Source organism: Phyllobacterium sp. OV277 (genome assembly GCF_900104355.1).
In the GTDB taxonomy this organism is placed as follows: domain Bacteria; phylum Pseudomonadota; class Alphaproteobacteria; order Rhizobiales; family Rhizobiaceae; genus Phyllobacterium.
Genome location: NZ_FNIY01000004.1, coordinates 140,838 through 153,941, shown reverse-complemented (window position 1 = coordinate 153,941; position 13,104 = coordinate 140,838). Strand labels below are relative to the sequence as shown.

The window sequence follows — 13,104 nt, the reverse complement described above, 5'->3', positions numbered from 1 at the left end:
AGCGGCTCTGCATCAATAAAATATTGAAGCTGTTTCGCCCATGCTTGCGGAAATCAGAGCCTAGCATCGCCGCGGCGGAAGACGCACAATCAATGTGGCAGTGGCAACACTGAGGAGGGACTGGCCGTGGAGGAGTATGCGCCAGTTTTCTCTTGATTACAGACATTTGTAAACTCAAAACAGGCAGCCACGCGACTCGCCAAATCGGGCAGTCATGCAGCAACCGGAGACTCGGCGTGAGCCAGGGGAGGAATTATGCTCGAAAAGCTTTTCAAGCTGAGAGAACACAACACAACGGCGCGCATCGAGATGCTCGCCGGACTGACGACATTCCTGACGATGTCGTACATCATCTTTGTCAATCCAGAAATCCTGTCATCGACGGGTATGGACCGCAATGCGATCTTCGTTGCGACCTGTATCGCAGCGGCTCTCGGGTCGCTGGTCATGGCGCTCGTGGCCAACTGGCCCATCGGCATGGCGCCGGGGATGGGGCTCAACGCCTTCTTCGCCTTCACCGTGGTGGCTGCGATGGGCTTCACCTGGCAGCAGGCGCTGGGTGCTGTTTTCATTTCAGGATGTATTTTCCTCGTGCTCACCGTCACGGGCGTGCGCAGCTGGCTTGTCGCCGGAATTCCCAAATCGCTGCGCAGTTCCATTGCGGCGGGCATCGGGCTTTTCCTTGCATTCATTGCACTGAAAAACTCAGGGATCATTGTCGCAAACCCTGCAACATTTATCGGATTGGGTCATCTGGGCAGCACGCCTGCCTTGTTCGCAATTCTGGGTTTCTTCATCATCGCTGTTCTTGATGCGCTTAAAATACGCGGTGCAATCCTGATCGGAATTCTAGTTGTCACCGTCCTGTCCATGCTGGTTGGCGCAAGCGAGTTCAAGGGCGTATTCTCTGCACCGCCAAGTCTCGCTCCGACATTCCTGCAGCTCGATATTATGGGCGCGCTACACACGGGTCTGTTGCAGGTCATTCTGGTGTTTGTCCTTGTCGAGGTGTTCGATGCGACGGGTACGCTGATCGGTGTGAGCAAACGGGCTGGCCTCATTGAAGAGGGTAAACCCAATCGTCTGGGCCGCGCTCTATTTGCCGACAGTACGGCTATCGTTGCAGGTTCGCTACTCGGTACCAGCAGCACGACGGCCTATGTGGAAAGCGCATCCGGCGTTCAGGCTGGAGGACGAACAGGATTGACAGCACTCACCATCGCCATCCTGTTTCTGGCTGCGCTCTTCATCGCACCGCTGGCTGGTTCTGTTCCGGGTTATGCCACGGCACCAGCCTTGCTGTATGTTGCCGGTCTCATGATGCGCGAACTTATCGACATCGAATGGGCTGACATTACGGAGTCGACTCCGGCAGCGCTGACTGCGCTGATGATCCCGTTCACCTATTCGATCGCCAATGGTCTGGCTTTTGGTTTCATCAGTTATGTGGTGCTGAAAACCTTCACCGGACGGGTCAAGGACGTGCATCTGGCAACCTGGCTTGTCGCGATCCTCTTTGTCGTTCGCTACACGCTGTTTCCTGTGTGAAAATCGGGCCTGGATGCATCGCGCATCCGGGCCCTTCTGTTTCCAAACCGGAGTAAAGGACCCATCAATGACTGAGGAAAGCTCGACAGCCGGAATTATCGACGCATTGCTCGATGCCATGGAACATCAGATTATTCCAATGACCGAAGAGGGTGTGGCGGCAGGCAACAAGATCTTCGGCGCCGCAGTGCTGCGAAAATCAGACCTGTCGGTTGTGCTGGCCGAAACCAACAATGAAACGGAGAACCCACTCTGGCATGGTGAGGTTCATACGTTGAAACGCTTCTATGAGGTGAATGAAGACAAGCGGCCTGATCCCAAGGAGTTGATCTTTCTGTCGACCCACGAGCCTTGTTCCATGTGCCTTTCAGCCATTACTTGGGCTGGGTTCGACAATTTCTATTACTTTTTCAGCCATGAGGATTCGCGCGACGCTTTCGCCATCCCGCATGATCTGAAGATATTGAAGGAAGTCTTTACGCTGGAACCGGGCGGCTATAACAAGGAGAACGCATTCTGGAAGAGCTATGCCATCCACGCGTTGATTGAGGCGGAAGCTGAACCGGAGCGGAGCAGATTGCAGGCTCGCGCTGCCAAGATCAGCAAAAAATATGCTGATCTCTCCGACCAGTATCAGTCCAGCAAGGACCAGAACTCAATCCCCTTGAACTGATGAATCTGGCTGACGCTTGCTTGAAGCGTCAGCCATCAATTTTCAACGGATAATGAATGGTTCGCTGTAGAAATATTCCTGCAGATTGACGCCATCGCCACCGCGATCCACGACGACAAAATCAGAGATGCCGCCAAGCGGTGTCAGGATTCCGTGCCAGATATTGCGATGGATATTCACGCCCTGTCCCGGCTGGGTTACAAAGGCGATGGGGTTTCCGGCGCCTGCCGCCTCATCGGGAGCTACTACAACCAGAAATGGATGGGTCGACAGGGGCATGAAGGCCTGACTGCCAAGGGGATGCCGTTCTACCATGGCGAGCTTCAACGGCAATTCATAAGGCTTGCCGCGCAGGAGGCTGATCATGACGCGGGCATTTTCACCCGATGTTTCGACCTTCGCCAGATCATGATAGCGGTCGCACATGCCGTGGTTGATGGGGAAACTCGATGATCCCGGTGCCTCAATCACGTCCCCGAACGGCGCGAAAACCTCGCGGGACAGGGGTTGAACCAAAATCTCGCGCATGGGCTGTGACATGTTCACTCCTCAATTTGGCAGCAAAGCTTGCAGACGAAGCAGGGCAATCCTCTCCACCTGTTGGCAGGCTGTGTTGAATTCGGTCTGTTGGTCGTTCTTGATCCGCGTCCGGAAGGCATCAAGGATTGCATCCTTGCTGTGATCCTTGACGGCGATGATGAAGGGGAAGCCAAAGGTCTCGACATAGAGCCCATTCAATGCTTCGAACTGCGCGCGTTCCGTATCGGTCAGCGCATCGAGACCAGCGGATGCCTGTTCCTGCGTCGAGCTTTCGGTAAGTCTTTTTGCTTGCGCCAGTTTTCCGGCCAGATCAGGGTGGGCCTTGAGCACCGCAAGTCGTTCATTCGGCGATGCGCTGCGGAATATACTGGTCAACATGCCGTGAAGCCCCGGAGCATTGTCGTGGCCATGGGAAAGTTCGCAGGCAAAGGCACGCTGTGCAATCCATTGCGAATGTTCGAATATGCCGCCGAAGCGATCGACAAATGCAGCTTCCATCAGAGCCGACGGGCGGAGCTCGGATGCCCGATAGGGATGGGTTTTTGCCCAGTGCCGGGCAATATCGATACGGCGGGCCAGCCAGACATGGCTATGGCTCTGCACATAATCGATAAAGCGGGCAATAGCGGCTGTTCGTCCCGGTCTGCCGGCAAGACGGCAATGCAGGCCGATGCTCATCAATTTTGGAAATCCCGCTTCGCCTTCGGCATAAAGCGTATCGAAACTGTCTTTGAGGTAGGCGAAGAATTGCTCGCCGGAATTGAAGCCCTGCGGCGTGGCAAAGCGCATATCATTGGCGTCAAGCGTATAGGGGATGATCAACTGGTGTCGGTCACCCATTTCGTGCCAATAGGGCAGATCGTCGGCATAGGAATCGGAAACATAATCAAATCCGCCTTCCTCGGTGGCAAGGTTTACAGTGTTGACGGAGCAGCGGCCAGTATACCAGCCTCTTGGGCGTTCGCCTGTGATGGCCGTATGTATACGGATGGCCTCGCGCATATGCTCACGCTCGGCGTCTTTTGTGTAGTCCTTGTATTCGATCCATTTGAGCCCGTGCGATGCGATCTCCCAGTTGGCATCCAGCATGGCTCGAACCTGCGCTGGCGAGCGCTGCAAAGCGGTGGCCACACCATAGACTGTCAGGGGGACATTCTTCCCGGTAAACAGGCGATGCAAGCGCCAGAAACCGGCACGGGCGCCATATTCGTAAATCGACTCCATGTTCCAGTGCCGCTGACCTTCCCAGGCCTGCGCCCCGACGATCTCCGAGAGGAAGGCTTCGGAAGCGGCATCGCCGTGCAGCATGCAATTCTCGCCGCCCTCCTCATAGTTGAGAACGAACTGGATGGCGATTTTCGCATTGTCAGGCCAATCGGCCTGTGGCGGGATTTCTCCGTATCCATGCAAGTCCCGGGGATATCTCATGGCAGCCACCTGTCCTCCACTATGCTGGTTCGATCCCCTGAATAATCAAATAAGCGGCAATTCATTCCCCCAGAAAATTTTGAAAGTCCTGTAATCAAGCGCCGCCTACTCCGCAGCGTCCGGGGCGGGCAAACTAAGCGATGCAAAAGTGGAAAGTCCGCCTTGGGAGGGAGGAACGCTCATGAGTCTTCAGAACGAAACATCAGGCCGTCTGACGACGCATGTGCTTGATACGGCAAGCGGAAAGCCTGCCGCTAATCTGCAAATCGATCTTCTTCGCCTTGAAAGTGACCGGTTTTCGACGCTGCTTAGCACACGTACCAATCAGGATGGACGCTGTGATGCGCCGCTTCTGGCCGGAGCAGAGATGCGTTCCGGCACTTATGAGTTGCGTTTCCATGTCGGCGCCTATCTCGGGGAACAGCAATCTGGGGATCGGGAGCCGTTTCTCGATGTGGTGCCGATCCGCTTTGGCATCAGCGACGAGGAGGCCCACTACCACGTGCCCCTGCTCGTTGCGCCTTATGGCTACTCAACCTATCGCGGGAGCTGATCAGTTATGGAAGTCCAGACCCGTAATAGCGTCCGTTTTCTGCTCAATGACAAGTTCGTTGAACTCAGCGACTTGCCTGCGACCCAAACGCTGCTTGATTTCCTGCGGATTGAGCGCCGACTGCGTGGGACAAAGGAAGGATGTGCCGAGGGCGATTGCGGCGCCTGCACGGTTCTCGTCGGGCGCTTGACCAATGGCCAGCTCACCTATGAATCGGTCAATGCCTGTATCCGTTTTGTCGGATCGCTCGATGCCTGCCACGTCGTAACCGTCGAGGCGCTTGCCGGAGCCGATGGCACCTTGCACCCGGTGCAGAAGGCGATGGTCGATACCCATGCCTCGCAATGTGGTTTTTGCACGCCGGGTTTTGTCATGTCTCTTTATGGACTGTGGATGCATAATCCCAATCCGGCTGTGCGAGACATTGAAAAGGCACTGCAGGGCAATCTCTGCCGCTGCACCGGCTATGCTGCAATCATCCGGGCGGCTGAAAGTGTATCGGCGCGGGGGAATGCGAACAATGATCCTCTGGTTGCCGAGCGCGCACGGATCATTGAACAGCTTCAAATGTTGAAGGACGGCAAGCGCGTTGAGGTGGGTGTCGGCAAAGAGCGGCTCGTTCTTCCCGCTAATGTCGATGATTTTGCCAGCTTTATGGAAGCCAATCCCGGCGCAACCATTGTTGCCGGTTCCACCGATGTCGGGCTCTGGGTGACCAAGTTCATGCGGGAGATTGGACCCGTTGTCTTCACCTCTCATCTGGACGAATTGCGCCTCATCACGATGGATGATGAAGGTCTGAAGTTAGGGGCAGGCGTTAGCTATACCGATGCCTATTCCGTGATTACAACAATCTTTCCCGATCTGACCGAATTGTGGAATCGCATCGGCGGCGAACAGGTGCGCAATATGGGAACTATTGGCGGCAATGTTGCCAACGGGTCACCCATCGGCGATACGCCGCCCGCGCTGATCGGGCTTGGCGCAAACGTCCTTCTGCGCAAGGGGCAGAACCGCCGTTCCGTGCCGATCGAAAAGTTCTTTATCGAATACGGCAAACAGGACCGCACGCCGGGAGAGTTCGTCGAGGCGATCCATATTCCGTATCTCAAGCAGGGTGAACTATTTGCCGTTTACAAAATATCGAAGCGGTTGGATGAGGATATTTCATCGGTTTGCGGTGCTTTCAAAGTTACCTTGGATTCACACGGCATAGTCGAGGCAGCAGTGATTGCCTTTGGCGGCATGGCGGGCACGCCAAAACGTGCCGCTACGGTCGAGCAGACGCTGATTGGTTCCCCATGGAACGACGAGACAATTGAACAGGCCATGGCGGCGTTTGCCACGGATTTCACCCCGTTGACTGATTGGCGCGCTTCGGCGGATTACCGGCTGCTGTCAGCAAGAAACCTATTGCGCCGCTTCTATCTGGAAACCACTGGCGAAGAGAATGTCAGGCTGAACCGCTACACAGCGGCTGTCGGCTAGGAGGGTATCATGAACTCAATCCAGCCGATTGCACGGATTAAAGGCGGTGTCCATGAGCATCAGCCGCATGAATCCGGGCACAAACACGTCTCAGGTTCTGCCGAGTATATCGACGATATGCCAGAACCTGCCGATACGTTGCATGCCGATCTCGGCCTGTCGCAACGCGCCCACGCGGAAATCGTATCGATTGATTTCGAAGCGGTCAGGGCATGTGAGGGGGTTATCGATGTTCTGACGGTCGATGATATTCCCGGCCATAATGATGTGAGCCCGGCGGGCAAGCATGACGATCCGGTCTTTGCAGTGGGCAAAGTGGAATTTCACGGCCAGCCAATGTTCGCTGTGATTGCCGAGACGCGGCAGGCGGCGCGTTATGCCGCTTCAAAGGTCAAGGTGGAATATCGCGATCTCGAGCACGCCATTGACGTGCTTGAGGCGGAAAAAGCGGGATATCCGCTGGTTGTTGACCCGCTCAAACTTGAACGCGGTGATATTACCATCGGACTCGCGCAGGCAAAGAACCGCCTGAGTGGTGAAATGCGCATTGGCGGTCAGGATCACTTCTATCTCGAAGGTCACATTGCCTTTGCCATACCGGGAGAAGATGATGAGATAACGGTCTTCTCCTCCACCCAACATCCAAGCGAAACCCAACATATGGTTGGCCATGTGCTGGGCGTTCCCTCCAATGCAGTCACGGTGAATGTGCGGCGCATGGGCGGCGGCTTTGGTGGCAAGGAAACGCAAGCCAATCTCTTTGCAGCCGTTGCGGCGGTTGCTGCCAAAAAATACCGGCGGGCAGTAAAAATCAGACCGGACCGCGACGATGATATGATTGCTACGGGCAAACGGCATGATTTCCATGTGGCTTATGATCTCGGCTTTGATGATGAAGGCAGGATTGAAGCGGTAGACGCAACTTTTTCAGCGCGCTGCGGGTTTTCCGCCGACCTCTCCGGTCCTGTAACAGACCGGGCGCTGTTCCATGCCGACAATTGCTATTTCTATCCCAATGTCCGGCTGCGCTCGCGCCCGCTGAAAACCAATACCGTATCCAACACGGCATTCCGTGGTTTTGGTGGGCCGCAGGGAATGGTTGGTGGTGAACGGATGATTGAGGACATTGCCTATGCGCTGGGCAAGGATCCGCTGGATATCCGCAAAGCCAATTTCTATGGCGATGAAGGCCGGAACCTCACGCCCTACCATCAGACCGTTGAAGACAATATCATTCCTCAAATCGTGGCAGAGCTTGAGGCCTCGTCTGATTATGCGGCGCGGCGGGAAGCTGTTCTGGCGTTCAATCGGAAAAGCCGGATTATCAAGCGGGGCATCGCACTGACGCCGGTGAAATTCGGCATCTCCTTCACCAAGACCGAATATAATCAGGCCGGTGCGCTGGTCCATGTCTATACGGATGGATCGATCCACTTGAACCACGGTGGCACTGAAATGGGGCAGGGGCTCTACACCAAGGTGGCGCAGGTGGTCGCCGATGAATTTCAAGTCGATCTCGACCGCATCAAGGTCACTGCCACAACGACCGCGAAAGTACCCAACACTTCGGCGACTGCGGCGTCGTCGGGTTCCGATCTCAACGGAATGGCGGCAGCCAATGCGGCACAGCAGATCAAAGCGCGGCTGGTGGATTTCGCCGTTGAACACTATGGCGTTGCCAAGGATGAAGTGCTCTTCGAACCAAACACGGTTCGGGTTGGCAACCTGCTGGTGCCATTCCCCGACTTCATCAAGGCCGCCTATGGTGCACGCGTGCAGCTTTCGGCCGCAGGATTTTACAAGACGCCTAAAATTCACTGGAACCGTTCCGAGGGCCGGGGGCGACCATTTTACTATTTTGCCTATGGTGCCTCGGTGTCTGAGGTCAGCATCGACACGCTGACCGGCGAATATCAGGTTGATCGAACCGATATCCTGCATGATGTCGGCAAGTCGCTTAACCCATCGCTTGACCTCGGTCAGGTCGAAGGCGCGTTCGTCCAAGGCATGGGGTGGCTCACCACCGAGGAACTCTGGTGGGATGCCAAGGGGCGCCTGCGCACCCATGCACCATCCACCTACAAAATCCCGTTGGCTTCCGATCGCCCGCGTCAATTCAATGTGAATCTGGCAAGCTGGTCGGTTAATCGGGAGGAGACAATCCGCCGCTCCAAGGCGGTTGGCGAGCCGCCATTCATGCTGGCCATTTCGGTGCTTGAGGCGATCTCCATGGCCGTTGCCAGTGTTGCGGATTACAAGATTGCGCCGAGGCTGGATGCACCGGCAACGCCAGAGCGTGTGCTGATGGCTGTCGAGCGGCTGCGTGTCGCCCGAAACGGGAAGTGATTGTCCCATGCCGTCGAACCGCGATGATATCAGGGACTTTCTCAACCGGCGCAAACATGTGGTGTTGGTCGAGGTAAAAGCAGCAAGCGGTTCCACGCCGCGCGAGGCGGGTGCGTGGATGCTGGTTGCGGTCGACTGCATTTTCGGCACGATCGGCGGCGGTCAACTCGAATTTATGGCCATTGACCATGCCCGCAAATTGCTCAATGAGGGCGAGGCAGATGGTGACGATATTTCCATCCCGCTTGGGCCTGAGATCGGGCAGTGCTGTGGTGGGCGAGTTGCCCTTGGCTTCAAGCGGCTGGACCGGCAATTGCGGGCGACGCTTGTTGAGAAGGTCGATCTTGAGATCGCACAACGTCCGCATGTCTATGTCTTCGGCGCCGGTCATGTCGGTGACGCCTTGGCCATGGCCTTATCGCTGGCACCGCTGCGCATTGTTCTTGTGGACACGCGCGAGATCGAGCTTTCCGCCACGCGGGTTCCGGGTATCGAGACCTGTCTGACGGCCATGCCCGAGATGGTTGTGCGCGATGCCCCGGCAGGCAGTTCCTTTGTTGTCCTCACTCACGACCATGCACTTGATTTTCTGATCACCGCCGAAGCATTGGCGCGGGGTGATGCCGCCTATGTCGGCATGATCGGCTCGAAGACCAAAAAGGCTACATTCCGCAATTGGCTTGAGCGCGAGGTTGGCCGCCCGGAAATCTTTGACAGGCTGGTTTGTCCCGTGGGAGGAACTGCGGTCAAGGACAAACGCCCGGCGGTTATCGCTACGCTTGCTGCTGCTGAGATCATGACCTCAGCGCTCAACCATCAGTTTGGCCAGGACAACCTTTCAAAGCAAAAACTACGACTTCACGCCTGATCTACCATTTACTCAAGCATGGCGCTGATCAGGCGCTGGCATCGCTCGGTCATGAAATCGATCATCAGGCGAACCTTGGGGTCCTGAAACCGCTTGTGCGGATAGATCGCCGCAAGCTGAATACTGACGGGCGGTGTGTTTTGTAAAATCGGCACCAACGTCCCGTCATTCACATGGCTTTTAACCTCGAACAGCGGCTTGTTGATGATACCCCTGCCATCAAGCGCCCAGCGGGTCAGTACATCGCCGTCATCGGAATCATATGGGCCGCTGACCTCAAGCTTGCGCGGACCGTCAGGCGTTTGCAGCGTCCAGTAATATTCTTTGGAGCCGGGATAGCGTAGAAGCAGACAATCATGATGGGCCGATATCAGCTCATCCGGTGTTTCCGGGACACCGCGCTTTGCCAGATAATCAGGCGATGCACAGATCACCCGCTCGCAATTCATGATACCGCGCATGCGCAGATTGGAGTCTTCGAGGATACCGAGCTTGAAGGCCACATCGACGCCCTCGCTCATAATATCGATATTGTGATCCGACAGCCGCAATCGCACTTCGATATCAGGATATTTGTCATGAAATTCCGGGACACCCGATGCAATCAGCCGTCGTCCTATCCCGAGTGGTGCTGTGATGCGGATTGCACCTTTCGGCTTTTGCGAAAGGTCGGCAATAGCCGCTTCAGCTTCGTTGATTGCCTCGATGATCTTGACCGCCCCCTCGTAGAAGACGCGGCCATGTTCCGTGGGGGTCAGTTTGCGGGTTGTGCGATTGAAAAGGCGGACGCCGAGATAACGCTCGAGTTCCTTGATGCGATTGCTGGCGACAGCCGGGGACGCCCGCTGGTCCCGGCCGGCGGCAGAAAGGTTTCCCAGTTCGACCACGCGAACGAAAACACGAAGATTATCGAAATATGACATGGTTCCCACCACTGTCTTACACTGTTCACTCGTCTAGCATTTTATAGTTTTTTTTGAAAGAGATGGGCGATTTATGGCGTTTTCCTGCGGCTGAAGCTTTGGCACATACTCTTTTACATAAAAGGGAGAGCCGCATGTATGAATATGCCATAGCCTGGGAGTGGCTGAATTTCGCCGTCCGCTGGTTGCACGTTATCACTGGCATCGCGTGGATTGGCTCGTCATTCTATTTTGTGGCCCTTGATCTGGGGCTGCGGCAACGTCCTGATCTTCCCGTCGGCGCCCATGGCGAGGAATGGCAGGTCCATGGCGGTGGTTTCTATCATATCCAGAAATATCTGGTTGCCCCGGAACAGATGCCAGAACATCTCACATGGTTCAAATGGGAATCCTATGCGACATGGCTGTCCGGCTTTGCCATGCTTTGGATTGTCTATTATGCCGGCGCAGATCTCTATCTGATCGATCCGCATGTGCTTGACGTTTCGCGGCCCGTGGCAATTGCTATTTCGCTTGCCTCGATTTTCGGCGGATGGGTGGTCTATGACACAATCTGCAAGTCGCCGTTGGGGCGCAATGATACGCGACTGATGGTGCTGCTCTATTGCATCCTTGTCGGCATGGCTTGGGGTTACACTCAGCTTTTTACAGGACGTGCTGCCTTCCTGCATCTGGGTGCGTTCACGGCAACGATCATGTCGGCCAACGTGTTCATGATCATCATTCCCAACCAGAAGAAAGTGGTTGCAGATTTGATTGCGGGCAAGACGCCTGATCCGAAACTGGGCAAACAGGCCAAGCAACGCTCCACCCACAATAATTATCTGACATTGCCCGTGCTGTTCCTGATGTTGTCAAACCACTATCCGCTTGCGTTTGGTACTCAGTACAACTGGATCATCGCATCGCTGGTGTTCCTGATGGGCGTTACGATCCGTCATTGGTTCAACACCCGCCATGCCCGCAAAGGTGATCCGACATGGACATGGCTGGTCACGGCAATCCTGTTCATTGTCATCATGTGGCTGTCGACGGTGCCGAAAATCCTGTCTGGCAATCCGGTGGAAAAAGTATCGGCTGTGCAGCAGCCCTTCATCGCTTCGGCGGAGTTTCCGAAAGTCCGCGATACAGTGCTGGGGCGTTGCTCCATGTGTCACGCGAAGGAGCCGGGCTGGGAAGGCCTCATCGCACCGCCCAAGGGCGTGATGCTGGAGACAGATAGCCAGATCGCGGCCCATGCCCGCGAAATCTATCTTCAGGCAGGACGCTCCCATGCCATGCCGCCCGCCAATGTTACTGCGATTTCTGACGAAGAACGGCAATTGCTTGCCAAATGGTACGAAACCACAGTCAAGGGAGGAACAATCCAATGAGCCAATTGCTGTTACGCGGCCGCGTGCTGACCTTTACCGATGAACCAAAGAGCATCGATGATCATGCGGCCTATTCCTATTTCGAGGATGGCGCCATTCTCGTCAAGGATGGTAAAATTGTCGATGTGGGCGACTATGTGGAGCTTGCGCGTGGTGCCGGTGCCGGACCGCAGGTGGAAATCGTTGATCATCGTCCGCATTTGATCCTCCCAGGCTTTATCGATACGCATCTGCACTTTCCGCAGACGCAGGCAATTGCCTCCTATGGCGCGCAGCTGCTGGAATGGCTCAACACCTATATCTTTGTTGAAGAGCAGAAATTCTCATCCACAGCCCATGCGGATTTCATTGCCGGACGGTTTATGGATGAGCTTTTGCGCAATGGTACGACATCGGCCATGGCCTATTGCTCAGTGCATCGCGAAAGCGTGGATGCCTATTTCTCGGCGGCCGAAAAACGCAATATGCTGATGATCGGCGGCAAGGTCATGATGGACCGCAATGCGCCTGAGGGGCTGCGCGACACACCGCAATCGGGTTATGACGACACCAAAGATTTGATCGCCAAATGGCATGGCCGTGGCCGCGCGCACTATGCAATCAGCCCGCGCTTCGCCATCACGTCAACACCGGAGCAGATGGAGATCAGCCGGACTTTGGTACGTGAACATCCTGATTGTTATGTGCAGACGCATCTGTCGGAAAATCGCGATGAAGTCACCTATGCGACCTCACTCTATCCGTCAGCCAAGGACTATACGGACATCTATGCGAACTATGATCTGCTGGGTTCCAAGATGCTGCTCGGGCATTGCATTTTTCTTTCGGATCGGGAAATTTCGGCACTCGCAGAGACCAGATCCGTGGCGGTTTTCTGCCCGACTTCCAATCTCTTCCTCGGCAGCGGTCTGTTTGACCGTGACCGCTTCAAGAAGCTCGGAGCCCGTTTTTCCGTAGCGACGGATGTGGGCGGTGGGACGAGTTTTTCCATGCTGGAAACAATGGCCGAAGCCTACAAGGTTCTGCATGTACAGGGACAGCGCCTCTCACCATTTGCATCCTATTACATGATGACCCTCGGCAATGCGCGGGCGCTTGGCCTTGAAGACCGGATTGGTTCGCTGCATGTGGGAGCCGATGCCGATATCACCATTCTTGATAGCCGGGCGAAACCCGCCATGGAATTGCGCATGCAAACGGCAACAACCCTTGCAGAAGAATTATTCATTCTTCAAACGATGGGGGACGATCGCTCGGTGAGTGAAGTTTATGTGGCGGGCAAACCTATGAAGAGCGGCCTTAACACGGCTGTAGCGCCCAATGCTGCAACGAGGTCCGTTGCCGACTTACAGCCCGCCTGACGA

General features: G+C 55.5%; 11 protein-coding genes. 8 read left to right on the top strand and 3 right to left on the bottom strand.

What is annotated here, in order from left to right; translation table 11 throughout:
- Positions 1–255: 255 nt before the first annotated feature.
- Entirely contained in the window at positions 256–1,548 is a 1,293-nt protein-coding gene (locus BLU05_RS15420) for an NCS2 family permease (RefSeq protein WP_091881541.1), read from the top strand.
- Positions 1,549–1,615: 67 nt separating this feature from the next.
- Positions 1,616–2,221, top strand: coding sequence for a deaminase (locus BLU05_RS15415; RefSeq protein ID WP_175540624.1), 606 nt, complete (start codon positions 1,616–1,618; stop codon positions 2,219–2,221).
- 42 nt (positions 2,222–2,263) lie between these two features.
- Here the strand turns inward: BLU05_RS15415 and BLU05_RS15410 are convergent, their stop codons facing one another.
- Together BLU05_RS15410 and puuE are read right to left on the bottom strand one after the other, a co-directional pair.
- Positions 2,264–2,749, bottom strand: a complete 486-nt coding sequence (locus tag BLU05_RS15410) for an ureidoglycolate lyase (protein ID WP_091882305.1) — start codon at positions 2,747–2,749, stop codon at positions 2,264–2,266.
- A 21-nt stretch (positions 2,750–2,770) separates the two neighbouring features.
- Positions 2,771–4,189: an allantoinase PuuE gene (puuE, locus tag BLU05_RS15405; protein WP_091881539.1), complete on the bottom strand. Its 1,419-nt coding sequence runs from the start codon at positions 4,187–4,189 to the stop codon at positions 2,771–2,773.
- 181 nt (positions 4,190–4,370) lie between these two features.
- Here puuE and uraH point away from each other — a divergent pair, with 181 nt between their 5' ends.
- Genes uraH through xdhC form a run of 4 tightly spaced genes read left to right on the top strand, consistent with a single transcriptional unit; the run spans position 4,371 to position 9,444 of the window.
- Positions 4,371–4,742: a hydroxyisourate hydrolase gene (uraH, locus tag BLU05_RS15400; RefSeq protein WP_091881536.1), complete on the top strand. Its 372-nt coding sequence runs from the start codon at positions 4,371–4,373 to the stop codon at positions 4,740–4,742.
- Between the two features lie 6 nt (positions 4,743–4,748).
- Complete coding sequence (xdhA, locus tag BLU05_RS15395; protein ID WP_091881533.1) at positions 4,749–6,230, top strand: xanthine dehydrogenase small subunit; 1,482 nt, start codon at positions 4,749–4,751, stop codon at positions 6,228–6,230.
- 9 nt (positions 6,231–6,239) lie between these two features.
- Complete coding sequence (gene xdhB, locus BLU05_RS15390) at positions 6,240–8,576, top strand: xanthine dehydrogenase molybdopterin binding subunit (protein ID WP_091881531.1); 2,337 nt, start codon at positions 6,240–6,242, stop codon at positions 8,574–8,576.
- Between the two features lie 7 nt (positions 8,577–8,583).
- Positions 8,584–9,444 carry a xanthine dehydrogenase accessory protein XdhC gene (xdhC, locus tag BLU05_RS15385; protein WP_091881528.1) on the top strand — a complete coding sequence of 287 codons (861 nt, stop codon included), beginning with the start codon at positions 8,584–8,586 and terminating at the stop codon, positions 9,442–9,444.
- 8 nt (positions 9,445–9,452) lie between these two features.
- On the opposite strand, the gene BLU05_RS15380 is transcribed toward xdhC, so the two are convergent.
- On the bottom strand, positions 9,453–10,367 hold the full coding sequence (locus BLU05_RS15380) for a LysR family transcriptional regulator (protein ID WP_091881526.1): 915 nt from the start codon (positions 10,365–10,367) through the stop codon (positions 9,453–9,455).
- A 134-nt stretch (positions 10,368–10,501) separates the two neighbouring features.
- On the opposite strand from BLU05_RS15380, the gene BLU05_RS15375 reads away from it, so the two are divergent.
- Positions 10,502–11,740, top strand: coding sequence for a urate hydroxylase PuuD (locus BLU05_RS15375; RefSeq protein WP_091881523.1), 1,239 nt, complete (start codon positions 10,502–10,504; stop codon positions 11,738–11,740).
- Positions 11,737–13,101 carry a guanine deaminase gene (gene guaD, locus BLU05_RS15370; RefSeq protein ID WP_091881522.1) on the top strand — a complete coding sequence of 455 codons (1,365 nt, stop codon included), beginning with the start codon at positions 11,737–11,739 and terminating at the stop codon, positions 13,099–13,101. The genes BLU05_RS15375 and guaD overlap by 4 nt, the downstream gene beginning before the upstream one ends.
- Positions 13,102–13,104: the final 3 nt, after the last annotated feature.

Coding starts and splice junctions, on each gene's coding strand:
- BLU05_RS15420 (WP_091881541.1), top strand. CDS start 256: ATGCTCGAAAAGCTTTTCAAGCTGAGAGAACACAACACAACGGCGCGC.
- BLU05_RS15415 (WP_175540624.1), top strand. CDS start 1,616: ATGACTGAGGAAAGCTCGACAGCCGGAATTATCGACGCATTGCTCGAT.
- BLU05_RS15410 (WP_091882305.1), bottom strand. CDS start 2,749: ATGCGCGAGATTTTGGTTCAACCCCTGTCCCGCGAGGTTTTCGCGCCG.
- puuE (WP_091881539.1), bottom strand. CDS start 4,189: ATGAGATATCCCCGGGACTTGCATGGATACGGAGAAATCCCGCCACAG.
- uraH (WP_091881536.1), top strand. CDS start 4,371: ATGAGTCTTCAGAACGAAACATCAGGCCGTCTGACGACGCATGTGCTT.
- xdhA (WP_091881533.1), top strand. CDS start 4,749: ATGGAAGTCCAGACCCGTAATAGCGTCCGTTTTCTGCTCAATGACAAG.
- xdhB (WP_091881531.1), top strand. CDS start 6,240: ATGAACTCAATCCAGCCGATTGCACGGATTAAAGGCGGTGTCCATGAG.
- xdhC (WP_091881528.1), top strand. CDS start 8,584: ATGCCGTCGAACCGCGATGATATCAGGGACTTTCTCAACCGGCGCAAA.
- BLU05_RS15380 (WP_091881526.1), bottom strand. CDS start 10,367: ATGTCATATTTCGATAATCTTCGTGTTTTCGTTCGCGTGGTCGAACTG.
- BLU05_RS15375 (WP_091881523.1), top strand. CDS start 10,502: ATGTATGAATATGCCATAGCCTGGGAGTGGCTGAATTTCGCCGTCCGC.
- guaD (WP_091881522.1), top strand. CDS start 11,737: ATGAGCCAATTGCTGTTACGCGGCCGCGTGCTGACCTTTACCGATGAA.